This window comes from Austwickia sp., assembly GCA_016699675.1.
Lineage (GTDB): Bacteria > Actinomycetota > Actinomycetes > Actinomycetales > Dermatophilaceae > Austwickia.
On sequence record CP064985.1, the window covers coordinates 76556 to 100290 of the forward strand.

24 protein-coding genes and 1 tRNA gene are annotated in these 23735 nt (G+C 73.8%); 4 read left to right on the top strand and 21 right to left on the bottom strand.

Annotation, left to right across the window (positions count from 1 at the left end; all coding sequences use genetic code 11):
• Window positions 1–48: 48 nt before the first annotated feature.
• The 5 genes from IPK37_00345 to IPK37_00365 all read right to left on the bottom strand — a co-directional run bounded on the left by IPK37_00345 (window position 49) and on the right by IPK37_00365 (window position 2323).
• Window positions 49–121 (bottom strand) — tRNA-Ala (locus tag IPK37_00345).
• A gap of 133 nt (window positions 122–254) precedes the next feature.
• Window positions 255–911 carry a histidine phosphatase family protein gene (locus IPK37_00350; GenBank protein QQS00998.1) on the bottom strand — a complete coding sequence of 219 codons (657 nt, stop codon included), beginning with the start codon at window positions 909–911 and terminating at the stop codon, window positions 255–257.
• The gene (gene rsfS / locus IPK37_00355; GenBank protein QQS00999.1) at window positions 908–1309 is read right to left on the bottom strand and encodes a ribosome silencing factor; all 402 of its coding nucleotides are present in this window, start codon (window positions 1307–1309) and stop codon (window positions 908–910) included. Before rsfS ends, IPK37_00350 begins: the two co-directional genes overlap by 4 nt.
• A 119-nt stretch (window positions 1310–1428) precedes the next feature.
• Window positions 1429–2124 carry a nicotinate-nucleotide adenylyltransferase gene (locus IPK37_00360; GenBank protein QQS01000.1) on the bottom strand — a complete coding sequence of 232 codons (696 nt, stop codon included), beginning with the start codon at window positions 2122–2124 and terminating at the stop codon, window positions 1429–1431.
• A complete protein-coding gene (locus IPK37_00365; protein QQS01001.1) occupies window positions 2072–2323 on the bottom strand; it encodes a hypothetical protein in 252 nt (83 codons plus the stop codon). The genes IPK37_00360 and IPK37_00365 overlap by 53 nt, the downstream gene beginning before the upstream one ends.
• A gap of 112 nt (window positions 2324–2435) precedes the next feature.
• Here IPK37_00365 and IPK37_00370 point away from each other — a divergent pair, with 112 nt between their 5' ends.
• On the top strand, window positions 2436–3500 hold the full coding sequence (locus tag IPK37_00370; protein ID QQS01002.1) for a glycosyltransferase family 2 protein: 1065 nt from the start codon (window positions 2436–2438) through the stop codon (window positions 3498–3500).
• Here the strand turns inward: IPK37_00370 and IPK37_00375 are convergent.
• The 8 genes from IPK37_00375 to IPK37_00410 all read right to left on the bottom strand — a co-directional run bounded on the left by IPK37_00375 (window position 3485) and on the right by IPK37_00410 (window position 13737).
• Window positions 3485–5365 carry a glutamate-5-semialdehyde dehydrogenase gene (locus tag IPK37_00375; GenBank protein QQS01003.1) on the bottom strand — a complete coding sequence of 627 codons (1881 nt, stop codon included), beginning with the start codon at window positions 5363–5365 and terminating at the stop codon, window positions 3485–3487. The two genes, IPK37_00370 and IPK37_00375, sit on opposite strands and share 16 nt — an antisense overlap.
• Before the next feature lie 126 nt (window positions 5366–5491).
• Entirely contained in the window at window positions 5492–6619 is a 1128-nt protein-coding gene (locus tag IPK37_00380; protein ID QQS02572.1) for a glutamate 5-kinase, read from the bottom strand.
• A gap of 41 nt (window positions 6620–6660) precedes the next feature.
• Window positions 6661–7014, bottom strand: coding sequence for a hypothetical protein (locus tag IPK37_00385; protein QQS01004.1), 354 nt, complete (start codon window positions 7012–7014; stop codon window positions 6661–6663).
• A 183-nt stretch (window positions 7015–7197) separates the two neighbouring features.
• Complete coding sequence (gene obgE / locus IPK37_00390) at window positions 7198–8724, bottom strand: GTPase ObgE (GenBank protein ID QQS01005.1); 1527 nt, start codon at window positions 8722–8724, stop codon at window positions 7198–7200.
• 99 nt (window positions 8725–8823) lie between these two features.
• Window positions 8824–9084, bottom strand: coding sequence for a 50S ribosomal protein L27 (rpmA, locus tag IPK37_00395; GenBank protein QQS01006.1), 261 nt, complete (start codon window positions 9082–9084; stop codon window positions 8824–8826).
• A 48-nt stretch (window positions 9085–9132) separates the two neighbouring features.
• On the bottom strand, window positions 9133–9441 hold the full coding sequence (rplU, locus tag IPK37_00400) for a 50S ribosomal protein L21 (protein ID QQS01007.1): 309 nt from the start codon (window positions 9439–9441) through the stop codon (window positions 9133–9135).
• A 154-nt stretch (window positions 9442–9595) separates the two neighbouring features.
• Window positions 9596–12823 (bottom strand): ribonuclease E/G, encoded by a 3228-nt coding sequence (locus tag IPK37_00405; protein QQS01008.1) that lies wholly within the window; start codon window positions 12821–12823, stop codon window positions 9596–9598.
• Between the two features lie 173 nt (window positions 12824–12996).
• The gene (locus IPK37_00410) at window positions 12997–13737 is read right to left on the bottom strand and encodes a DUF2344 domain-containing protein (protein QQS01009.1); all 741 of its coding nucleotides are present in this window, start codon (window positions 13735–13737) and stop codon (window positions 12997–12999) included.
• Between the two features lie 132 nt (window positions 13738–13869).
• On the opposite strand from IPK37_00410, the gene IPK37_00415 reads away from it, so the two are divergent.
• The 3 genes from IPK37_00415 (at window position 13870) to IPK37_00425 (ending at window position 16836) form a co-directional block, all read left to right on the top strand.
• Window positions 13870–14580 carry an ABC transporter ATP-binding protein gene (locus IPK37_00415; GenBank protein QQS01010.1) on the top strand — a complete coding sequence of 237 codons (711 nt, stop codon included), beginning with the start codon at window positions 13870–13872 and terminating at the stop codon, window positions 14578–14580.
• On the top strand, window positions 14577–15905 hold the full coding sequence (locus tag IPK37_00420) for a hypothetical protein (protein ID QQS01011.1): 1329 nt from the start codon (window positions 14577–14579) through the stop codon (window positions 15903–15905). The genes IPK37_00415 and IPK37_00420 overlap by 4 nt, the downstream gene beginning before the upstream one ends.
• Window positions 15906–15990: 85 nt before the next feature.
• Window positions 15991–16836, top strand: a complete 846-nt coding sequence (locus IPK37_00425) for a chromosome condensation regulator (GenBank protein ID QQS02573.1) — start codon at window positions 15991–15993, stop codon at window positions 16834–16836.
• Here the strand turns inward: IPK37_00425 and IPK37_00430 are convergent.
• The 8 genes from IPK37_00430 to truB all read right to left on the bottom strand — a co-directional run bounded on the left by IPK37_00430 (window position 16833) and on the right by truB (window position 23732).
• Complete coding sequence (locus IPK37_00430; GenBank protein ID QQS01012.1) at window positions 16833–17393, bottom strand: GNAT family N-acetyltransferase; 561 nt, start codon at window positions 17391–17393, stop codon at window positions 16833–16835. The two genes, IPK37_00425 and IPK37_00430, sit on opposite strands and share 4 nt — an antisense overlap.
• On the bottom strand, window positions 17390–17950 hold the full coding sequence (locus tag IPK37_00435; GenBank protein QQS01013.1) for a GNAT family N-acetyltransferase: 561 nt from the start codon (window positions 17948–17950) through the stop codon (window positions 17390–17392). The genes IPK37_00430 and IPK37_00435 overlap by 4 nt, the downstream gene beginning before the upstream one ends.
• Window positions 17947–19902 (bottom strand): TIGR03960 family B12-binding radical SAM protein, encoded by a 1956-nt coding sequence (locus tag IPK37_00440; GenBank protein QQS01014.1) that lies wholly within the window; start codon window positions 19900–19902, stop codon window positions 17947–17949. The genes IPK37_00435 and IPK37_00440 overlap by 4 nt, the downstream gene beginning before the upstream one ends.
• A gap of 116 nt (window positions 19903–20018) precedes the next feature.
• On the bottom strand, window positions 20019–20477 hold the full coding sequence (locus tag IPK37_00445; protein ID QQS02574.1) for a DUF4442 domain-containing protein: 459 nt from the start codon (window positions 20475–20477) through the stop codon (window positions 20019–20021).
• Between the two features lie 95 nt (window positions 20478–20572).
• Window positions 20573–21004, bottom strand: a complete 432-nt coding sequence (locus IPK37_00450; protein QQS01015.1) for a hypothetical protein — start codon at window positions 21002–21004, stop codon at window positions 20573–20575.
• Window positions 21005–21157: 153 nt separating this feature from the next.
• The gene (locus tag IPK37_00455) at window positions 21158–22150 is read right to left on the bottom strand and encodes a bifunctional riboflavin kinase/FAD synthetase (protein ID QQS01016.1); all 993 of its coding nucleotides are present in this window, start codon (window positions 22148–22150) and stop codon (window positions 21158–21160) included.
• Window positions 22151–22195: 45 nt separating this feature from the next.
• Entirely contained in the window at window positions 22196–22726 is a 531-nt protein-coding gene (locus IPK37_00460) for an ASCH domain-containing protein (protein ID QQS01017.1), read from the bottom strand.
• 61 nt (window positions 22727–22787) lie between these two features.
• Window positions 22788–23732 (bottom strand): tRNA pseudouridine(55) synthase TruB, encoded by a 945-nt coding sequence (gene truB / locus IPK37_00465; GenBank protein QQS01018.1) that lies wholly within the window; start codon window positions 23730–23732, stop codon window positions 22788–22790.
• Between the last annotated feature and the right edge of the window lie 3 nt (window positions 23733–23735).

Here is a 23735-nt window from a genome sequence, read left to right on the forward strand (position 1 = left end):
AACGTAGAGAAGGGCCGGACCCTTCGGGCCCGACCCTTCTCTACGTTGTGGAGCTGAGGGGATTCGAACCCCTGACCCCCTCCATGCCATGGAGGTGCGCTACCAACTGCGCTACAGCCCCGCGTCCTCATCGCGAGGACTGGTCGAGTTTATCGGTCGGGCACCCGCAAGCCAAATCCTCGGGCACCCCCACCAGCGGCCGCCGCCGGGCGCCCGAAAGCCCCTCGACGAGGTCCCCAACAGACCCCGAGAGGTCAGTACCCGTGCGCCTCCCGCATGGGCCTGGCCAGCGACGACGCACGCCCGTTCCACAGCGAGATCCGCCACCGGACGGCCGTCTGGGTCAGCTCCGCCCAGGCGCAGTTGCCGAGCCCGGCCAGGGACAGCCACGCGGTGCGCTGATCCACCTCCGCCAGGTCGGCCGCGATCGCTCGCGCGCACACGCCGTGGGTGACGATCAGCCCGGTCTCCCCGGGCGCGAGGGCCTCGATCAGGTCGTCCGCAGCCGGCCGCGCCCGGCGTACGACGTCTGCCACCCGCTCCCCGTCGCCGCCGCGCGGCAAGTCCTCCCCCAGCGAGAGCCGCGCCTGCGCTCCGGGAAAGGCCGCCTCGACGCCGGCGGCGTCCAGGCCCTGCCACGCGCCGACGTGGATCTCCCGCAGCCGCGGGTCGATGCCGACGGGCAGCCCACACCGCTCCCCGATGATGCGCGCCGTGGCGGATGCCCGGCGCAGGTCGCTGGCGAGGATGCGGGCGAAGCCGTACCCCACCAGCACCTCCGCCGCGGCTCGCGCCTGGTTCAACCCGTCCGGCGTGAGCTCGGTGTCGAGGTGGCCCTGCCAGATCCCCGCCGCGTTGTGGCCGGTGACCCCGTGGCGCAGGATGACCAGGCGGCGTGGCGCGGCGGTCATCGGTCGGTGCCGTCCGCGACCGCGGAGTCCTCCTCGGGCGGGCCCAGCCCCAGGGGCACGGTCGGGCAGTCCCGCCAGAGCCGTTCGAGCTGGTAGAAGGCGCGTTCGTCCTCGTGCTGGACGTGGACGACGAGGTCACCGAAGTCCACCAACACCCAGCGGGCGTCGCGGTCGCCCTCGCGGCGGACCCGCTTGACGCCCGCCTCGTGCATCTTCTCCTCGACGCCGTCGACGATCGCCCAGACCTGACGGTCGTTCGGGGCGGACGCGATGAGGAAGATGTCGGTGAGCGCGAGGTGCTCGCTCACGTCGAGGGCCACGATGTTCGTCGCAAGCTTGTCTTCGGCCGCTGAGGCGGCCACCTGGGCCAATTGGAGGGAGCGCTCGGGCGCAGGCACGGGGGACGGTCCTCCTGGGGACTGCGGGGGGGTCGGGCTGGTGAGCTTGGTGCGGGGCCTCCATCAACGCACCGCGAATCGCACGCGATCCACGGCGAGTCAACGCGAATCCCAGCAGGTCAACGGTCCGGGCTCGGCACGATCAGACCGGGCTGAGTCGGCGCCGGCCTGCTCGGATTGCGATAAAGCCGGTACTTCCCGATGTATTGGACCACACCGTCCGGGACCAGGTACCACACGGGTTCCCCCCGGGCCACGCGCAGCCGGCAGTCGGTGGAGCTGATCGCCATGGCGGGGATCTCCGTCAGCGTGACGCCCTCCTGGGGCAGACCCTTGTCGGAGAGGTGGTGGCCCGGCCGGGTGACCCCGACGAAGTGGGCGAGATCCCACAGCTCGTCGGCGTCCTTCCAGGACAGGATCTGCGCGAGGGCGTCGGCGCCGGTGATGAAGTACAGGTCCGCGGTGGGACGTTCGCGGCGCAGGTCGCGCAGGGTGTCGATGGTGTACGTCGGGCCGTCGCGCTCGATGTCGACCCGCGAGACCGAGAATCGGGGGTTGGACGCGGTCGCGATCACCGTCATCAGGTAGCGATGCTCGGCCGGCGCGAGCATGTCGACGTCCTTCTGCCACGGCTGTCCCGTGGGGACGAAGACCACCTCGTCGAGGCCGAGGAGATGCTGCACCTCACTGGCCGCCACGAGGTGGCCGTGGTGGATCGGGTTGAACGTGCCACCCATCACTCCGAGGCGCGGGGCCCTCGGCTCAGTGGGCGGAACCGTGACCGCCTGTGGCCGCGCCGCCCTGCCCGGCTCCATGGCCGTGGTCCACGACGTCCGGCTGCGTCATGTAGGTGTGCCCCGAGTTGCGGAACGACCACACGACGCCGAGCAGGATGATGAAGATGGCCAGCGCCACGGCGCCGTACAGCCAGTTCGGCATCGGCAGGTGCCACTCCATGTGGCCGCCAGACTCGCCGCCCTCGGCCACGAGGTACGCAAAGGACGTCAACGACATGCGGGTCAGCCTACCGGTCGGGCCGGAAGGCGAACCCTTCGCGCTCCGCTGGGATCTCGCGCCGCCGCCGAGGGGTGTCCCTTGCGCGCCGAACGGCGGCTAACCTGGGCTCATGTCCGCGCCGCACCCGCCGTACGACGTGCCGGCGACCGCCCCGGAGCTGACCGTCGTGGTCCCCGTCTACAACGAGGAGCAGGTGCTGCCGCTCCTCGTGGCGCGGCTGCGGCCAGTGCTGACCGCGATCGGCGCGAGCTACGAGGTGCTGGCGGTCGATGACGGGTCCACGGACGACTCGCCGGTGCTGCTGCAGCGCTACCGGCGCGAGTGGCCGCAGCTGCGGGTCGTGCGACTGCGCGCGAACGCCGGCCATCAGGCGGCGATCTCGGCCGGGCTGGGGCGGGCGCGGGGCGCGTACGTCGTCACGATCGACGCCGACCTGCAAGACCCGCCCGAGGTGATCGCGACGATGCTCGAGGTGGCGCGGAACGAGGACGTGGACGTCGTGTACGGCGTGCGGGCGGACCGCAGCTCCGACACCGCGTTCAAGCGCTCGACCGCGCAGGCCTACTACCGGGTGATGCGGGGCGTGACCGGGCGTCGCGTGATGGACCAGGCCGGCGACTTCCGGCTGATGAGCCGCGCCACGGTCGAGGCCGTGAACGCACTGCCCGAGCAGCATCGGGTGCTGCGCCTCGTCGTACCGACGCTCGCCTTTCCGAGCGCCGCGGTCCCCTATGAGCGCGAGGCCCGCGCGGCGGGCACCTCCAAGTACCCCCTGCGCACGATGATCGGGCTCACCGTTGACTCCCTGACCGGGCACTCGATGGCGCCGCTGCGGCTAGCGACCTGGTGCGGGCTGCTCGGTGGGGTCGCGGCGCTCGGCGTGCTCGCCTACGCGCTGATCGCGCGGGCGATGGGCGCGGTCGTTGCGGGGTGGACGTCCACGGTGGTCGCGGTGTCGGCGGTCGGGGCCGTGCAGCTGCTCTGCCTGGGGGTGTTGGGCGAGTACGTCGGGCGGATGTACACGATGCTGCAGCGGCGCCCGTCGTACTACGTCGCCTACGACTCCCTCGAGCCGCCCGGCCGCGGCGGGGCGAACGAGGGCCCCGGCACGCCCGCAGCGGCCGCCCGCCCCGCGATCACCGACGAGGCCCCGGCCGGTCAGCCGCGGATCTGACCGTCCCCGTCCACGATCCACTTGGTGCTGGTCAGCTCCGGCAGACCCATCGGCCCGCGGGCGTGCAGCTTCTGGGTGCTGATCCCGATCTCGGCGCCGAACCCGAACTCGCCGCCGTCGGTGAACCGGGTGCTGGCGTTGACGATCACCACGGCGGCGTCGACCTCGGCCGTCCACCGGCGCGCGGCCGCGCGGTTCTCGGTGACGATCGCCTCGGTGTGCCCGCTCGACCAGCGCGCGACGTGCTCCATCGCGGCGTCGATCGACGGGACGACGCGCACGGCCATCTCCAGGCCGTGGTACTCGGTGGCCCAGTCCTCGTCCGTCGCCTCGGTCATCGACACCCCCGCTGCGTCGGCCGCGTCGCGCGCGTCGGCGTCACCGTGCAGCACGACGCCCGCCGCGGCCAGCGCCGGCAGCACCTCGGGCAGGAACCGGGCGGCGATGGCCTCGTGCACCAGCAGCGTCTCCGCCGCGTTGCACACGCTCGGCCGCTGGGTCTTGGCGTTGAGCACGATGTCGAGCGCCTTGTCGAGGTTGGCGTGCAGGTCCACGTAGACGTGCACGTTGCCGCTGCCGGTCTCGATGACCGGCACCGTGGAGTTGGTGACGACCGAGGCGATCAGGTCCGCGCCGCCCCGCGGCACGATGACGTCGACCAGGCCGCGCGCCTTCATCAGCGAGGTCGCCTCGCTGCGATCGCCGTCGAGCAGCGCCACCGCGTCCGCCGGCAGGCCCGCCCGGTCCAGGGCGGCGCGCAGGACGGCGACGAGCGCGCGGTTGCTGTCCGCGGCGGCGGACCCGCCGCGCAGGATCACCGCGTTGCCGCTCTTCAGGGACAGCGCCGCAGCGTCCGCGGTCACATTGGGGCGGGCCTCGTAGATCATGCCCACCACCCCGAAGGGGACCCGGACCTGCTTGATCTGCAACCCGTTCGGCATCGTCGAACCACGGACCACCTGACCGACGGGGTCGGGCAGCGCGGCGACTTGGCGAACGGCGTCGGCGATCGCCCACACCCGGTCCTCGGTCAGGCTCAGCCGGTCCACCGTGCTCTCGGACGTCCCCGCCGCGCGAGCGCGCTCGACGTCGCGGGCGTTGGCCTCCAGGATCTCGCCCATGTGGGCCTGCAGCGCATCGGCCATCGCGTGCAGCGCGCGGTCCTTCTCCCCCGTCGTGGCCACGGCCAGCCGCCGCGCGGCGACGCGGGCAGCCTCCCCGGCATGCCGTACGCCGGGGGCCAGGGTGGCCGTCAGGCCGGCGCGGGCCGGCGGCACATCGGGCTCGGCCGGCTGCGCCTGCGCCGCCGCCTCGCCGGTGGACACCATGAGGGGCGCGGTCAACGGGTCCACGGGCATGCCCGTCGAGAGCGCATCGGTGCGCCGGATCATCCGCAGCATGAAGGGGTGGAAGCCGGAGCGCTCGTAGAGCCGCTGCGCGTCGTCGTTGACGGCCAGCACGTCGAGCGACCAGTACGAGATCTCGCGCTTCTCCAGCTCCTTGCGGCAGGCCTCGATGAGCTGGGTGCCCAGCCCCTCCCCGCGGGCCTCCTCGCTGACCGCCAGGGACTCCAGCTCGCCGAACCGCTCCCCCATGTCGAAGGCCGAGCCGGACGCGGTGAACTTCACCGCGGCATAGCCGACGATCTTGTCGTCCTGCTCGGGGTCGGTGGCGAGGAAGAGCATCCCCGCGCCCTCGTTGAGCCACATGTGGTATTCGTCGTGGCGCCGCGCCCAGGCCTCGTTGGGATCGCGCACCGGGAAGTCGGCGCTGGCGAGCCGCACGTAGGACTGCAGCATCGCCTTCCAGAACGGCTTCACCCTGGGCAGGTCGCGGATGTGCGCGCGGGCGATGACGTACGACATGGCACGAAACTAGCCTGGCCGCCCGGCCCCCGGGCGAGCGGGTGCGGCCACGTGCGGCCAGACCACCGGGCGTGCGCCGGGCGGCCTCGGGGCGGCCTCCGGGCGGCCGTCGACCGCGGCCCGCGGCTACAACAGCACCAGGTAGTCCCGATTGACCACGTCGCGGGCGTACTGCGGCCCCAACACCTCGCCCAGCCACCGGGTGCTGCGCCCCAGCAGCCTGGGCAGCTCGTCGCTGGAGTACGCGACCAGCCCGCGAGCCACCGCCGTCCCGTTGCGCCCCACCAGCTCCACGGGCGCGCCCTCGCCGAACTCGCCCTCGACGGCGACGATCCCCGCGGGCAGCAGCGAGGCCCGCCCGCCCAACACCGCCGTCACCGCACCGTCGTCGAGGATGAGACGGCCCTCGGGCTCGCTGGCGTGGGCCAGCCACAGGCGCTTGCTGGAGGGCCGCCGCCCGCGCGGCGCGAACAGCGTCCCCACGTTCGCGCCGGCCAGCGCCGCGGCGACGTCGGCGGCCGCGGCGAGCAGGGTCGGTACGCCGGCGCCGGTGGCGATCCGGGCCGCCTCGACCTTGGTGACCATTCCCCCGGTGCCGATGCCGCTGCCGGTGCCGCCGATGCGCACCCCGACCAGGTCGGCCTCCGTGCCGATGAAGGGCAGCCGGCTGCTGCCAGGCTCTGCCGGCGGCCCGTCGTACAGCGCGTCGGTGTCGGTGAGCAGCACCATCGCGTCGGCGCGGACGAGGTGCGCCACCAGCGCGGCGAGCCGGTCGTTGTCGCCGAACCGGATCTCGTCGGTCGCGACCGCATCGTTCTCGTTGACGACGGGGACCACGCCGAGGCGCAGCAGCCGCACGAGGGCGCGCCGGGCGTTGACGTAGTGCTGGCCGCGGTTGAGGTCCGCCGCGGTGAGGAGCACCTGGCCGGCGGTGAGGCCGTGCCTGCCGAAGGCCTCGGTGTAGGCCGCGACGAGGGCACCCTGGCCCACGCTGGCCGCGGCCTGCTGGGTGGCGAGGTCCCGCGGCCGCGCCGCCAGCCCGAGGGGGATGATGCCGGCGGCGATCGCGCCGGAGGAGACGAGGACGACCTCGGCGCCGGCGAGCCGCCGGTGCGCCAGGGCGTCCGCGAGGGCGCCGAGCCGGTCCCGGTCGAGGATGCCGGCGGCGTTGGTGAGGGAGGACGAGCCCACCTTGACGACGAGGCGATGGGCGGTGGCGACTGCGCTTCGTACGGCAGCGGGTCCGGCCTGCAGCAGTGTCACCCGGTCAGGATAGGTGACGCGGCGGACTGCGCTCAGCGCCCCCGGCTGGACAGGTAGGCGACGGCCCGGGTGAAGTTGGCTCCCGCGAACGGGTGGACCGGGACGCCCAGCGCCGCGAGCCGCACCTGGGTGCGCTGCAGGTAGCCCACCGAGATCGCCTGCTCGGCCGGGAGGACGCCGGAACGGCGATCCACCGCGATCTGCATGGCGAAGGCGGACAGGGGCCGCTCCTGGGGCGTCTGGCCCCGCTGGATCCCCTCGCCCGTCACGGCCCGGATCAGCTCGCGATCGGCGTCGGTGAGGTGATCGAGGTCGCTGCGAAACGCCTCGCGGACGAGGGCGGCGCGAGCGGCGGTGTCCGCCCGCAGCACACTTCGTTGGTTCACCTCAGTAACGGTGACGGTCATCGCATCCTCCCCTGGGGACTGGAGAGCTGGGAAACAGGGCTAACCCCTTTATGGTGAACGTTCGTCACGAAGTGTGCCCGGGACGAAGGTCGCCCGTCGTGGCCTTGCTCACATCGGCGGCAGCACCGCGCGCCGGGCGGTGCGTTGGCGCGCGGCGAGCGGTCAGGATTCGCCGGCGTCCGTCCAGTGCCCCGCCTGGCGTTCGGCGGCGAGCTCGTCGCGGGCGGCCTGCTTGGCGGCGCGGCGGGCGTCGTAGTCCTCGCGCTTGGCCCCCCGGGTGGGGCGGGAGTGGTCGTCCAGGCGCGGGTCGGTGCCGCGACGGCCGAGCAGCTCGGCTCCCGCCGACAGGGTCGGCTCCCAGTCGAAGACGACCGAGTCCTCCTCGGGACCGATGAGCACCGTCGAGCCCGCGACGGCGCCCGCGGCGAACAGCGCGTCCTCGACGCCGGCGCGGGCCAGGCGGTCCGCGAGATAGCCGACCGCCTCGTCGTTGGCGAAGTCCGTCTGCCGGACCCAGCGCGAGGGGCGCTCGCCGAGAACGCGGTACGCCGTGCCCTCGGGCGTCTCGACGCGGCGGACCTCGAAGCCCTCGTCGTCCACGGCCACCGGCCGGACGACGACGCGGCGCCGCGGGGCGTCGTCCTGGTCCAGGGCGTGCTGCGCCCGCGCCTGCGCCACGTGTCGGGCCAGTGCGAACGACAGCTCCCGCAGCCCGGTGCGGGCCACCGCGGACACGACGTACACCTCCAGGCCGCGCTCCTCCAGGTCCGGCCGGACGAGCTCCGCCAGCTCGCGGGCCTCCGGGACGTCGGCCTTGTTGAGCACGACGATGCGGGTGCGTTCGGCCAGGGGCCGGCCGCCGAGGGCCTCGTCGGGGACGTACTGGCGCAGCTCGTGCTCGATGACGTCGAGGTCCGTGAGCGGGTCGCGGCCGGGCTCCAGCGTGGCGCAGTCGACCACGTGCACGAGCACGGAGCACCGCTCGACGTGGCGCAGGAACTCCAGGCCGAGGCCCTTGCCCTCGTGCGCGCCGGGGATGAGGCCCGGGACGTCGGCGACCGTGAATCGCTCGTCCCCCGCGGTGACGACCCCGAGGTTGGGCACGAGGGTGGTGAAGGGGTAGTCGGCGATTTTCGGACGGGCGGCGGACAGCACCGAGACCAGCGAGGACTTGCCCGCGCTGGGGAAGCCGATGAGCGCCACGTCGGCGAGGGTCTTCAGCTCCAGCACGATGTCCAGCTCGTCGCCGGGCTCGCCGAGCAACGCGAAGCCGGGCGCCTTGCGGCGCGGGCTGGCGAGCGCCTTGTTGCCGAGGCCGCCGCGGCCGCCGCGGGCGACGACGTACGCGGTGCCCTCCCCCACCAGATCCGCGAGCACGCGGCCCGCGCGGTCCTTGACGACGGTGCCATTGGGCACGGGCAGGACCAGCGACTCGCCGGCGCCGCCGTTGCGCTCCTCGCCCTCGCCGGGGCGGCCGTTGGCGGCCCGGCGGTGGGGGCTGTGGTGGTACTCCAGCAGGGTCGTGACCTGCGGGTCCACCCGGATGATGACATCGCCGCCGTGCCCGCCGTTGCCGCCGTCCGGGCCGCCCAGGGGCTTGAACTTCTCGCGGTGCACGGAGGCGCAGCCGTGCCCGCCCTTGCCGGCGGCCACGGTCAGCGCGACGCGGTCGACGAAGTTCGCGCCCATCAGGTCAGGATCTCTCTGTCGGAACTGCCGGAACTACCGGGGAAAACGCCGAGGGGTGGGCGTTGCCGCCCACCCCTCGCGCGCGAAACTCGGACGTGCTCAGGCCGTCTCGGCCGGCACGATGTTGACGGTCTTGCGACCCCGCTTGGTGCCGAACTGGACCGCACCGGCGGACAGCGCGAACAGCGTGTCGTCGCCGCCGCGGCCGACGTTCTCGCCGGGGTGGAAGTGGGTGCCGCGCTGGCGGACGAGGATCTCGCCCGCGTTGACGACCTGGCCGCCGAACCGCTTGACGCCCAGGAACTGGGGGTTGGAGTCGCGGCCGTTCCGCGAGCTGCTCGCACCCTTCTTGTGTGCCATGTCAGTGTCTGCCTTTGCTCTGGTGGGTCAGGCTCGTCGCGTCGGGCCTCAGGCCTCGATCGCGGTGACCTTGATCTGGGTGGTCGGCTGGCGGTGCCCCTGGCGCTTGCGGTAGCCCGTCTTGTTCTTGTACTTCAGGATGGTGATCTTGGGGCCCTTGGTCGCCTTCACGACCTCGGCCGTCACCTTCACCTTGGCCAGCTTCGCCGCCTCGGTGGTGACCGTCCCACCGTCCACGAGCATCAGCGGGGTGAGGTCAACGGCGGCACCCGGCTGGGCGTCCACCTTGTCGACGATGAGAACGTCCCCCACGGACACCTTCTCCTGGCGGCCGCCGGCGCGAACGATCGCGTACACGTTGAACCCACTCTCCTTGACGCTGCTTTAGATTCGGCGCTTCTTCGGAACCGGCCCGGCGCGTGCGGGGCACGGTGAGCGCACCGACGACCTAGCTTACGGGACGCCGCCGAGCAGACCCAAATCCCCTCGGCACCGCCCGGTCCGAATCGCATCAGCCCTGGTCGCCCTCGTAGCGACCCGAGTCGGAACCGGCCTGCGAGACATCCTGCGCTGTCTCCTCGTCCAGACGCGGCGGCGGTCCCGCGGGGGCGCTGACGCGGCCGCGGCGCCGCCGAGACCGGGACGCGGTGGCCGGCGCCGGGCTGGGCGGCCCGAGCGGTACGTCGTCCGCGGGCGGCCACCCCAGACCGGTCGGGCTGCCCGCGACGAGGTGCTCCTCGCCGTCCTGCGGCCACCCCATGCGAGCGGATTCGGTAGCGACACCGGCGGCATCGTCGCCGGCGGGCACCGGCGCGGGCGCGAGCGCCGCGTCAGCTGCTTCGGGCGCGTCGGCTGCGGGCGCGTCGTCGGCGCCTGCATCAACACCGGCCTCGACCTCAGCGTCGACGGGCGCGGGCTTGCGGTCATGGTGCAGGGCGGCGTACGCCGCCGCGGCGATCTGGGCGGGCGTGGGTCCACCCTTGGCCGGCTCGGCGGCGCCAGGTCCCGACGACGCCGAACCGCCGACCGGCTCACCAGAGCCGCCCGACGGGCCCGACCCCGACGACGTCCCCCCGGAGGAGGTGCCGTTGCCGCGGCCCCGGCGGCGCCGGCCGTTCCCCTGCTCCGGGGCGGGCGCGGCGGGACGGTCGACCGGGGTGGTCGAGACGATGATGCCCCGGCCGGCGCAGTGCTCGCACGGCTCGGAGAAGACCTCGATGAGCCCGGCGCCCACCCGCTTGCGCGTCATCTGCACGAGGCCGAGGGAGGTGACCTCGGCGACCTGGTGCTTGGTCCGGTCCCGGCCCAGGCACTCCAGAAGCCGCCGGACGACGAGGTCGCGGTTGGATTCCAGCACCATGTCGATGAAGTCGATGACGATGATGCCGCCGATGTCGCGCAGCCGAAGCTGCCGCACGATCTCCTCGGCCGCCTCGATGTTGTTCTTGGTGACGGTCTCCTCGAGGTTGCCCCCGGCGCCCACGAACTTGCCCGTGTTGACGTCGATGACCGTCATGGCCTCGGTGCGATCGATGACCAGCGAACCGCCGGACGGCAACCACACCTTGCGGTCCATGGCCTTGGCGAGCTGCTCGTCGATGCGGTACTCCGCGAACGCGTCCCCCGTGCCGGTCCAGCGGGTCAGCTTGGGGGCGAGGTCCGGGGCCACCGAGGCGATGTAGTCGTTGACCGTCGCCCAGGCCTCGTCTCCGGCGACGACCATCGAGGCGAAGTCCTCGTTGAACACGTCCCGGATGACCCGAACGGTCAGGTCCACCTCGCCGTGCAGCAGCGCGGGGGCGTTGCCGTTCTTTGCCTTGCGGCCGATGTTCTCCCAGATCTTGGCCAGCCGCTCGACGTCCGCCCGCAGCTCGGCCTCGGAGGCGCCCTCGGCCGCCGTACGGACGATCACACCCGCGTCCGGCGGCACGACCTCCTTGAGGATCTTCTTCAGCCGGGCGCGCTCGACGTCGGGCAGCTTGCGGCTGATCCCCGTCATCCGGCCCTCGGGCACGTAGACGAGGTAGCGACCCGGCAGGCTCACCTGGCTGGTCAGGCGCGCGCCCTTGTGACCGATCGGGTCCTTGGTGACCTGCACGAGGACGCCCTGGCCGGAGCTCAGCGCGTTCTCGATGCGGCGCGCCTTGTGCGCCTCCAGCCCGGCGGCGTCCCAGTTGACCTCGCCGGCGTAGAGCACCGCGTTGCGGCCCTTGCCGATGTCGACGAACGCCGCCTCCATGCTGGGCAGCACGTTCTGGACGCGGCCGAGGTAGACGTTGCCCGCCATCGAACCGGACTGCGCCGAGTCGGCCTTGCTCACGTAGTGCTCCACGAGCACGCCGTCCTCGAGCACCCCGATCTGGGTGCGCTCGCCGTCCTGGCGGACGACCATGACCCGCTCGACGCTCTCGCGCCGGGCGAGGAACTCGGCCTCGGTGATGATCGTGCGGCGGCGACCGGCCTCGCGACCCTCGCGGCGGCGCTGCTTCTTCGCCTCCAGCCGGGTGCTGCCCTTGATGCCGGTGGCCTCGTCGCGCTCGCGCCGGGGCTCCCGCACGCGGGTGACGGTGCCGGGCGGGTCCTGCTCCTCGCCGGCCGAGCCGCTGCGGCGGCGGCGCCGCGTCCGACGCCGGCCGCTGGGCGCGGCGTCATCGTCGCCCGTGTCAGATCGATCGCGGTCGTCCGCGGGCTCCTGGCCCGCGTCCCCGTCGTCGGCGGCGTCGCCGTCGGTGCCGGGCTCGGTGTCGTCGCCCGAGCCGGTACGGCGCCGCCCCTTGCCGCCCCGGCGGCGTCGGCGGCGACCGCCCTCGGCGTCGGAGTCGCCGTCCTGACCGGGGGTGTCCTCGGCGACGTCCATCTCCTGAGCGGCCTCGTCGTCGGCCTGCGGCGCGCGGGCGGACGCGGCGCCGCGGGTGGCGCGGGTGCGGCGGGTCGGGCGGGCCGGCGCCTCCGCGGCGTCCTCGGTCGATGCGGACGTCTCCTCGGCGTCCGTCTCGGCGGCGGCAGGCTCGGGGGCTGCCTGCTGGGGCGCGGTCGCGCGCCGACGCCGGGGGGTCGGGACGGCCGCTGGGTCAGGCGCCTGGAACAGTAGCCCGAACGTGTTCAGGGCGGCGGGCTGCTCGCCGGCTGCCTCGGCCTCGGCGGCGGCGGCGAGCGCGGCGCCCTCGGCGAGCAAGGCCTCGGCGTCCTCGTCGGTCAGTGCCGCGATGGCGAGGTCGGAGACCGGGGCCTCCTGGACATCTGAGGCGCCAGGCCCCGCGGACGCGGCGGGATCAGAGGCGGACGTGGCGGGGGCGGACGCGGGGGCGGCGGCCCGCTTCCGCACGGCGCGCTTGCGCGGTGCCGGGGTCGTCTCGGCGGTCGCCGCGGGCTCGGCGTTCGGCGAAGCGGCGGCGGCATCAGGCTCGGCGGCAGGAGCGGGCGCCGCGGCCTTCTTGCGGGTGGCGCGCTTGCGCGGCGCGGGCGCCGCGGGGGCGTCCGGCCCGGCGGCAGCGGTCGCCGACTGGTCGGATTCGGTCGCCTCGGCCGGTCCGGCCGGTGCTGCTGCCGCGGCCGGGGCTGGTGCCGGGCTCGCCGCCGGCGCGGCGACCCGCCGGGTGGCGCGTTTGCGCGCCGGGGTCCGGGTGGCTGCCGGGGCGCCGGCGGCCTCTGCGGCGGGCGGGGCGTCGACCCCGGTGTCGGCCGGGGTATCGGCCGGAGTGTTCTCCTGACCCGGGGGGTTGTCTTGTTCGGAGGCCATGGGTGGCGTCCTTCCCACACCATCGCGGCGGCGGCCACACCCGGGGATCCGCACCGCCGCACGGTGTGCAGTCGCTGCTCGTCACCGACGCAGGTCGCGTCGAGTACGGAAGTCGTGTCATTGCGTCCCGCAAGGCTCGCGCACGCGCGGCACCGTGCCGGACGCCGGTGACGTCACTCCAGAGCGGCCAACGGATCGGCCACCCCCGCGCCGGTCAACGGCCCCTGCGCGAGCCTGGTCACCTTGGGGGGCGCCAGGAGCGTCAGCTGGGCGTACGACCGCAACGCGGTGAGGACATCATCGGGGCGTACGGCGGGTGTGGTGTGCCGCACGACCACTCGCAGTATCGCACACGCCGCATCGGCCGTGCTCACGACGTCCAGCGCGGCGACCGCGGCGCGCACGTCGAGGGTCTTCTCGCCCGTCTTCGTCATGCGCTGGACCTCCGCCGTGTCGAGCCCGAGGAACTCGGCCCGCACCGCCCGCGCCGCCGCGTCGCTCACCCCGGGCAGCTCGACGCGCCATTCGCTGGCCTGCAGCAGGTCCGCCAGCGATGCGGCGGGCGACGGCCCGCAGTCGCGCATCTCCAGGATGTCGAGCCCGTCCGGCAGCGCGTCGTCCAGCGCACGACGTACGGCTTCGGGGTCGACGCGCTCGACCAGCGCGATCTCGACGTACTCCGCCTCGCTCGCCGTCCCCGTCGGCGCGGCGTTGGCGTACGAGATCCGCGGGTGCGGGTGAAACCCGGAGGAAAACGCCATCGGCACGGCGGCGCGCCGCAGCGCCCGCTCCAGGGCACGCTGGAAGTCGCGCGTGCTGGAGAACCGCAGCCGGCCCCGCTTGGCGTACCGCAACCGCAGCCGCTGCACGGGCGGGGCCGCGGGGGGACCGGGGGGGACGCGCTGACGGGCCATGGGACGACAGGGTACGGCGTCCGGCGCGCGCCACGACGCGGCCTACAGCAAGGCCTACGACCCGGGTCGCAGGCGCGGGCTCGGACCGTGGCCCGATGCGGCCGTACGCCGGTGCCGGCGACCCTGGCGCACATGGACACACTGGTAGGGCAGGCAGTCAAGGACACCCTGGTGGGGCGGGACCTGGTCGTGTGGTACTCGCCGCGCGACCCCGAGGCGGCGCTGCGCGGCGTCGACGTGACCATCCGACGGGGTGAACAGCTCGCGATCATGGGGCCGTCCGGCTCGGGCAAGACGACGTTGCTGCACGTGCTGGCGGGGATCGTCCGCCCGACGCGGGGGTCCGTCTGGTGGGCGGGCCAGGACCTGGCCCGGCTCGGGGACGGGCGTCGGACGACGTTGCGGCGCACCGACTTCGGGTTCGTCTTCCAGTCGGGTCACCTGCTCCCCGAGCTGCCTGCGGTGGAGAACGCCGCGCTGCCGCTGCTGGTGGGCGGCGTGCGGCGCGCGCAGGCGATCGACGCGGCGAGCCGGCTGTTCGGGCCGCTGGGCCTGCACGGCCTGGAGGGGAGGCGACCCGGCGAGCTGTCGGGCGGGCAGGCCCAACGGGTGGCCATCGCCCGGGCCCTCGTGACCAACCCCGCGGTCGTCTTCGCCGATGAGCCGACCGGCGCGCTCGACTCGGACACCGGCACCGCCATGATGCGGCTGCTCACCGACGCGACCGCGGCGGCCGGGGCGGCGCTGGTCGTGGTCACGCACGACGAGGCGGTCGCCGGGTGGTGCCCCCGGGTGATCCGGCTGCGCGACGGCCGGGTCGTCGCGGACGGTCCGCGTCGATGAGGGTGGGCACGACCCGCGCGGCGCTGCGCTTGTGGTGGCGGCTGCGTCGGGCGGGTACGCCGGGCGACGGGTCGGCCGTTCGGGGCGTGGAGGCGCTGGCCGTGACGGCGTACGCGGTCGCCACCGCCGCCCTCCTCGTCACCCTCGGGGGGTTGCACGCGTTCTGGATCCGACACCTGGCCGCGCCCACCGCGGACTCCTCGGCGTACGTCGCCCTCGCGGCCACGGCGACCGCGCTGCTCGTGGTGCCCATCCTCACCCTCGGCGGGGTGGCGGCCCGGCTGACGCTGGGTCGACGCGATGCCCGGCTCGCGGCGCTGCGGCTGGCCGGCGCCACGTCGGGCCAGGTCGGCGTCATGGCACTCGCGGACGCGGCGGCGCAGGCGGCGCTGGGGGCGGTGCTCGGCGTGGGCGGCTACGCGCTGGCGATCCCGGGCCTGGCCCTCGTGAGCTTCCAGGGCCGCCGCCTCGCGGCCGCCGAGCTGTGGCTCGGCGCGGCGCCGCTGCTCGGCGCGTGTTTCTCGGTGGTGGCCCTCGCCGTCGCCTCCGGCCTGATCAGCATGGCGGGGGTCGTGGTGGGGCCGCTCGGGGTGGGCCGCCGGACCACGCCCGGGCGGCTGCGCCTGTGGCGGCTCGCGCTCGCGGGCGGGTTGCTGGCGCTGTGGCTCTTCGGCACCCAGCTGCTGGGCCGGGCGGGCCTCGGCGTGCTGTTGGCGGTGCTGGCGGGCGTCGTCGCTGGCGTGAACCTCGTGGGGCCGCTGTTCGTCCAGCTCGCCGGGCGCGGGTACGCCCGGGTGGCCAGGTCGGCCGCCGGGCTCGTCGCGGCGCGGCGCATCGTCGACGACCCGCGTGCGACGTGGCGGGCGGTGAGCGTTCTCGGCCTCGCGATCTGCGTGGCGGCGCTGTCGTCGTTTGCCGATGCGGCGCCAGCCGGCGACCCCGGCGAGATCCAGTTCGCCGCCGACCTCGGCACGGGTGCGCTCGTCGCCCTGGTCATCCTGCTGGCCGTGGGCGTCACCTCGACCGGCGTGGGGCAGGCGGCCCGCGTCGTCGACCAGCGGGAGACCTACCGGGCGTTGGCGCTCGCCGGCACCCCCCTCGGGGTCCTGCACCGGGCGCGCTTGCTGGAGCTAGCGGTCCCCCTCGTCGTCACGGTCGCCCTCGGGGCCACGCTGCCGATCCTCATCCTGGTGCCCATGGCGACGCTGCTGGGTCCGTGGGTGGTGGTCCGCGCGGCGCTGGCCATCGCGGTGTCGGTCCTGGCGCTCGCCGGGTCGGTGCAGCTCTCCCGGGGGCTGGTGAACCGGTACGCCGCGTCGGCCTGAGGGCACGGTGGGCCATGATCGGAGGGTGCGCCGTCAGACCTTGGCCGCCGGGCGGCGGCACACGGTGGGGATCCGGGCCGACGGGATGGTGCTCGCCTGCGGCGCCGGGCCCCGCGGGTCCGGCGGGTCCGGCGAGCCCGGCGGGTCTGGCGCATCCACCCGGTCACGCCGGTCCGGCGGCGAGTGCGACGTGGGCGGCTGGACGGGGGTAGTGGCCGTCGCCGCCGGCAACGTCCACGCGGCCGCGAACACGGGGCGCTCGCATACGGTCGGCCTTCGCGCCGACGGGACGGTCCTGGCCACCGGCTGGAACGGTGCCGGGCAGTGCGACGTACGGTCCTGGGGCGACGTCGTCGGCGTTGCCGCGGGGTGGCGGCGTACGCTCGCCGTGCTGCGCGACGGCCGCGTCCGCGCGGCCGGGCGGGCCGACGAGGGCGCGTGCGACGTCGACTCGTGGCGCGAGATCGTCGCCGTCGCCTGCGGCGACTGGCACTCCCTGGGGTTGCGGGCCGACGGTACGGCGGTGGCCGCCGGCCTCACCCGCCGCGGCCAGGGCGACGTCGCGGGGTGGGCCGGACTGGTGCAGGTGGCGGCCGGCTCGTTGCACTCGGTCGGAGTGACGAGCGACGGCCGCGTCGTCGCCGCGGGCGCCGCCGGGGCCTGCGCGGTCGCGGACTGGCGCGAGGTGACGGCGGTAGCGGCCGGGAGTCACCACACCGTCGCGGTGACGGCGTCTGGGCGCGTCCTGGCCACCGGCGACAACAGCCACGGCCAATGCGACGTGGCCGGGTGGGCGGGGATCGTGGCGGTGGCCGCGGGCGCCGCCCACACGGTCGGGCTTCGGGCGGACGGCACCGCCCTCGCTACGGGACTCAACGACGCCGGTCAGTGCGACGTGCCCTACTGGTCCGGCCTGCGGTTGGGCGGTTAGGCCGTTGGGCGATGGGGCGTGTCGCTCCGGCAGCATGTCCCCCGGGGCAGGTCAGCCGGCATCCGACCGGTATTCGCTGGTCTGGCCGCGGGCGTCAGCCGAAAGATGCCGAGCCGGATGTCGGTCGGCGCCTCCGCCGCGTCACGCGTCAGGGGCGCGTCAGGCGCAGCGTGTGCGAGCGACGGCGCCGGGTCGGCGAATCCCCAGCGCGCGTAGAACGCGTCCATGTCCGGCACGCAGGTCAGGTCCCATTTCCCCACCGCGCGCAGCGCGGGGTGCGCGAGCGCAGCCTCCACGACCGTGGCGCCCAGGCCGGTGCCGCGCAGCTCGGGCCGCACCGTCACATCCCCCAGCCAGGCGAAGAGCGCCCCGTCGCTCAGCATCCGAGCGAAGCCGACCAGCCGATCCGATTCGTCGCAAACCACCACGACATAGCTGGCCGCGAGCGCTCGCTCCGCCTGCTCGCGGGTCCGGCCGGCGCACCACCACTGCGCGAAGTAGAACGCGAAGAGCTGCTCCCGGTGGGCCTGCGACAACTCGTAATGGATCGTCCTCACCGCAGGTCGAGGCGCATCAGGTCGTCCGCCGGACGGAACCCCAACCCGGCATACAGGTCCTTGGAGATCTCGCTGGGGTTCAGCACCAGCCGCACCAAGCGCTCCTCCCGCGACCACGCCAGCAACGCCGCCATCAGCGCCCGGGCGATCCCCAACCGTCGATAGCTCGGGTCGGTCCAGACGTTGGCCACGTAGCCCCACCGCGCCGTCGGCCGCCCCCGGTGCGGCAGCCGCTCGAAGACCTCCAGGCTCGTCATCCCCACCGCCTGACGCCCTCCGCCGATCGGGGCGAACCCGCTCATCGGGGCGACGTCGGCCAGCCAGATCCGGCGTACGTCGCGGTGCCGCGCCAGGAAGTCCGCGACGCGCTCCTCGTACGTCGGGTCGGCGCCGTACCCCAGGTACTCCGACCACTGCCCCCGCAGCCGGGCGATGTCCGCGACATCGCCCAGATTCAGCAGGTCGGCCGCCCGCACCCGAACCCCGCCGGCCGTCTTGCGGGGCGAGGCCTGGGGATACCCGCCCCGCGGATCCGCCCAGTCGTCCGGCGCGCTCACGACCGCAACGACCCGCCGGTCGGCCCGACCTGGATGTGCGTGCCGAGCTCCTGGCAGACCCCGCAGTTGAAGCACGGCGTCCACCGGCAGTCCTCCTGCCCGGCCTCCTCCAGCGCCTCCTGCCAGTCGTCCCACAGCCAGTCCCGGTCCAGCCCGCTGTCGATGTGGTCCCAGGGGAAGACCTCCCAGCGGTCGCGCTCGCGGGTGGTGTACCAGTCCGCCGACAGCTCCCACCCATGCGCCGCGTTGAGCTCGCCGAAGACCTCCGCGGCGCACCGCATCCACCGCTCGTAGCTGAAGTGCTCGCTCCACCCGTCGAACCGGCCGCCGTCGCGCCAGACCGCCTCGATGACGCCGCCCACCCGGCGGTCGCCCCGGGACAGCAGGCCCTCGACGATGCCGGGCTCGCCGTCGTGATAGCGGATCCCGATGCTGGACCCGTAGCGCCGGTCCGCCCGGATCGCCTCGCGCAGCTTGCGCAGCCGCGCGTCGGTCTCCGGCGCGGACAGCTGCCCTGCCCACTGGAACGGGGTGTGCGGCTTGGGCACGAACCCCCCGATCGAGACCGTGCAGCGGATGTCCTTGCGGCCGCTCACCCTCCGGCCGGTGTCGATGACCTTGGCGGCCAGCTCCGCGATCCCCAGCACGTCCTCGTCGGTCTCCGTGGGGAGCCCGCACATGAAGTAGAGCTTCACCTGCCGCCAGCCCGCCGCGTACGCCGCCGCCACCGTGTCGATCAGGTCCTGCTCGCTGACCTGCTTGTTGATGACCCGGCGCAGCCGCTCAGAGCCCCCCTCCGGCGCGAACGTCAGCCCCGACCGCCGCCCGTTGCGGGACAGCTCGTTGGCCAGGTCGATGTTAAACGCGTCCACCCGGGTCGACGGCAGCGACAACCCGGTCTGCGTCCCCTCGTACCGATCCGCCAGCCCCCGCGTGATCTCCGCGATCTCGGAGTGATCCGCAGACGACAGTGACAGCAGGCCGACCTCCTCGTACCCCGTCGCCCCCAGCCCCTGCTCGACCATCGCGCCGATGCCCGTGATCGAGCGCTCCCGCACCGGCCGCGTGATCATGCCCGCCTGGCAGAACCGGCAGCCGCGCGTGCAGCCCCGAAAGATCTCCACGCTCATCCGCTCGTGCACGGTCTCGGCGAGCGGGACCAGCGGCGTCTTCGGGTACGGCCATTCGTCGAGGTCCATGACCGTGTGCTTGGCGACCCGCGCCGGGACGCCGGGTGCCGTGGGCACCACGCGCTCGATGCGCCCGTCACGCGTGTACTCGACCCGGTACATCGCCGGGACGTAGGCGACCCCGTCGCGGGCCAGCCGCTCCAGGATCTCCCGCCGGCCACCCGGTCGGCCCTCGGACTTCCAGGCCCCCACCAGGTCGGTCACCCGCAGCACGGCCTGCTCGCCGTCGCCGACGATGACGGCGTCGACGAAGTCCGCCACCGGCTCGGGGTTGAAGCTGGCGTGGCCGCCGACGACGACCAGCGGGTCGTCATCGGCGCGGTCGGCGGAATGCAGCGGGATACCCGCCAGGTCGAGCGCCTCGAGCATGTTCGTGTAGTTGAGCTCCGTCGGGAAGCTCAGCCCGAACAGGTCGAAGTCGCGCACCGCCCGGTGCCCGTCCACCGTGAGCTGCCGCACCCCCGCCTCGCGCATCAGCGCCGCGAGGTCCGACCACACGGCGTAGGACCGCTCAGCCAGCGCGTCCGCGCGCTCGTTGAGGACTTCGTAGAGGATCATGACGCCCTGGTTGGGCAGGCCGACCTCGTAGGCGTCGGGGTACATCAACGCCCACCGGACGGTCAGTTCCTCGCCACCCGGCCCGACGCCGCCGCAGTCCCAGTCCTTGACCTGGGAGTTCAGCTCGCCCCCGACATACTGGATCGGCTTGGCCACGCGCTCCAGCAGCGGCTCCAGGTCGGCGAACCGGTTCTCTCCAGGCATGCCCCCCAGGTTAGGCGAGCCTCTCCCTACGGGCCGCAGCGCCCTGCCGCCCCGCGCGACGTCACGCGCGGCGATCAATACCTCGCAATCGCTCCGGGTCCGGGCCGGATCGGGGCCTATTGATCGTTCCGGGTGACCGACGCGCGACGCGGGCGGTGCTTGACGTAGATCTGCTTGCGGATGCGAGCGACCACGGTGCCCTGCCGGTCGACCACCTCGTTGGTCAGCCAGTGCAGCACCTTCTCCCCCGAATCCGCCTCCGCGCGCAGCTCATCCACGAGGGACTGCGGCACCTCGAAGGTGGTGCGCAGGTCCCCCCGGCCCATCGCCAGGAACTCGATCTCGGCCTTCGCATCGAGCACCGAGTAGTCCTTCCCGAGCCGGTTGATCAGCAGCAGGACCCAGAACGGGTCCGACATCGCGAACAGGGTGCCGCCGAACGCCGTCCCGAAGTAGTTCGCGTTCCATGGCCGCACCCGCAGCGTTACCGTCGCGCCGGCGAAACCCGGCAGCAGCTCCGTGATCCGGACCCCGGCGGCCAGGTACGGCGGCCACAGGTTGAGCGCCCGGCGCATCACGGCCGGGCTGGCCGCGATGTCCTGCCAGGTGCGCGGGATGGGCGGGAGCGAGACCTGGGTCGTGCGTCGTGGCGACATGCCCCGATTCTGCCCTACCCGCCGGTACGCCGGTGACGGAGGCGGGAGTTCCCCGGGTCGGGGAGGCGCACGCCGAGCCCGTGGAGGACCCGGCCGACCTCAAGACGGTCGGCGCGGCGGTAGGACACCTGGACGTGGGCACCCGCACCGGGTCGATCGGGGTGGCCTCCGGCGATCATCTCCGGACCCGGGCCGGGAGGGGTCACCACTGTCACGTCGGCGGCCACCCGGGCCTCCTCCAGCCCGCGGCGGATCCGGTCGGCGAACACCTCTGCCCCGCCGCTGCCCGCCGGCGCGGGGAACCCCGTGCGAGTGGTCATCCCGGCCCACTTCCGCCGGTCCGCCAGCACGAGCCCCGCCACGACCGCCGCTGCTGCGGCAAGCGCGGCCCATGGCACCGGCCAGCCCCGCCAGATCGCGAACAGGGCGCCAAGGGCGCCGGCCACCAGACACGCTCCGATCAAGGCCGCCCAGCCGAGCGGGCCGAGAATGGCCGTCCGCAACCAGGCGGAATGCCAGCCCGGGCGGGGCCGACGGCGCCACCATGGTGGGGCTGGCCGCAGCGGCTCATAGGACCCGTAGCCGCGGGACGGCACGGCTCAGCGCCCCGGGGCCGGTCCGGGGTCGGCGACGCCGAGGATGCGTCGGGACTGCCGCACGTCGCCGGCCATCACCTCGAGCAGTTCCTCGACCCCCGAGAACTTGTACGTCGGGCGCAGCCGCTCCACGAATTCCATCGAGACCCGCTCGCCGTACAGGGCCAGATCCAGGCGGTCCAGCACGTACGCCTCCACGCGGCGCTGGTGCCCGTCGAACGTCGGGTTCGTGCCGATCGAGATGGCCGCCGGCATCCTGCGGTCCGGATCGTCGGCGGGCGCGGCGCACCGGACCAGCCACCCGGCATAGACCCCGTCGGCCGGGATCAGCCCCTCCGGGTCCTGGCACAGGTTCGCGGTCGGGTAGCCCAGCGAGCGCCCCCGGTGGTCGCCGTGCACGACGACGCCGGCCACCTCGTGGTGGCGGCCGAGCACGTGCGCGGCCAACGCCACGTCCCCCTCGGCCACGAGCCGGCGGACCTGGGAGGAGGACCATCGGGTCGCCTCCGTGGCGTCGGCGCGATCCCCCCGGTCGTTGACGACGACGACGTCGAAGCCGCAGTCGGCCCCCAGCTCGCGCAGCGTCGTGACGTCCCCGGCGTTGCGGGCGCCGAACCGGGTGTCCTGCCCGACCACCACCACGCGCGCGTGCAGGCCGCGACAGAAGACGCGCCGGACGAACTGCTCCGGCGTCCAGGCCGCGAGCTCGTGGGTGAACTCCATGACGAGGACCGCGTCGAGGTCCGCGGCCTCCAGCAGCTCGAGCCGTTGCGTCAGCGTGCCCACCATCGGGGGGGCCGCGTCAGGACGCAGCACGGCGAGCGGGTGCGGCTCGAAGGTCACGGCGACTGCCGGTACGCCGTCCGCTCGGGCCCGCATCACCAGCTCGGCCAGCACCGCCTGATGGCCGCGGTGGACCCCGTCGAAGTTGCCCAGGGTGACTGCACAGCCACCCAGGTCATCGGGGATCTCGTCCACGGCATTCCAGCGCAACACGCGGCTCACTCTAGCCACGCCGAGGCGTGGCCGCTTTCAGCAGGCTCACCAGCTCGCAGTCAGCCCTCCGGCGGCACGCTCGGCCGCCGACGGGTAGATCACCGCGAACCGCTCCAGCACCACCGGCATGTCCGGCTCGAATCGGCGCGGGCTCGAGGAGTTTTCCCGGAAGAACCATTCGTGCACTTCACGCCAATGCGCCACCGAAAGGTCACCCTCGGCCTCGGCGACGACGTGTTCCTGCCCGACCTGATCGAAGGGAACGATGTCCACCGAGGTGGTCTGGATGAGAGCCCGGGGGCGTTCGTCGCCGTCGAGGATGATAGTCAAGCGACCGACTTGGGGCAGCTCCTCGCCCTCATGCTCGTAATCCCACAGCGACGAGGCCGTCGCCGTTTTCAGGCCCCGCAACACCAGGTCGAGAAGCTCGTCCGCCTGCTCCGGCGACCCGCCGAAAGCCCACGCCCGCGGGGGAATCGGGCCGAGGGTCTGGCTGTCCGCGGAGCCTACGGGCCGGGCCAACCGGGTCCGCAGGCGCGCGTCCGCCCAAAACGCCTCGACCTCGGCTTGCTCCATATTCGGACCATAACAGGCATGACGAGAAGCATGACAATGGCATCGACAGAACTGACGTCTTTTACCAATCGTTGGCGAATACCGCCTTGACATTGACCTTTTGGTCCGTTTGCTCCAAAACGGCGACGAGCCTGCCCGCGGGATCATAGGCCGCCAGCAGGCCACGAAAGGGGCCCGACACGGGGGGCGCGGCGCCGTGCGCCAGGCGGCGGGCGTCGACCTCGTCGAGCTCTCTGCCGGGCATGACGGCCCGCGTCAATTCCGCCGGCCCGACCATCGGCAGCCCGGAGGCGCCGGGCGGCGCCACCCGGCGGGCCTCCTCCAGCGCGGGGAGGGGGTGGGCGGCGGCCACGTCGAAGCAGCCCACGCGGGTGCGCCGCAGCGCCGTCAGGTGCCCGCCGACGCCGAGCGCCGCCCCGAGGTCGCGGGCCAGGGCGCGCACGTAGGTCCCGGACGAGACGTCCACGGTGACGTCGAGGTCCACGGACGACGTACCGTCCGGCAGCACCACGTCGCGCCGGCGACGCACCAGGAACCGGTCGACGCGCACGGGCCGCGCCGCCAGTGCCACCTCCTCGCCGCCGCGCACCCGCGCGTACGACCGGACACCGTCGACCTTGATCGCGCTCACGGCGCTGGGGACCTGCTCGATGTCGCCGGTGAGGTCGGCGACCGCCGCCTCGATCGCCGCGTCCGACAGGTGCCCGGCCGGGGCGACGGCGCGCACCTCGCCCTCCGCGTCGTCGGTGACGGTGCTGACGCCGAGTCGGATCGTGGCGTTGTACGCCTTGTCGCAGCCCACCAGGAACGTCAACAGGCGCGTCGCCCGGTTCACCCCGACCAGCAGCAACCCCGTGGCCATCGGGTCCAGGGTGCCCGCGTGGCCGACCTTGCGCGTGCCGCAGATCCGCCGGCAGGCCCCCACGACCGCGTGGCTACTCAGCCCCGCCGGCTTGTCGACCAGCAGGACGCCGTCGCCCACCAGGGGATCCGGCGGCCGAGCCACGGC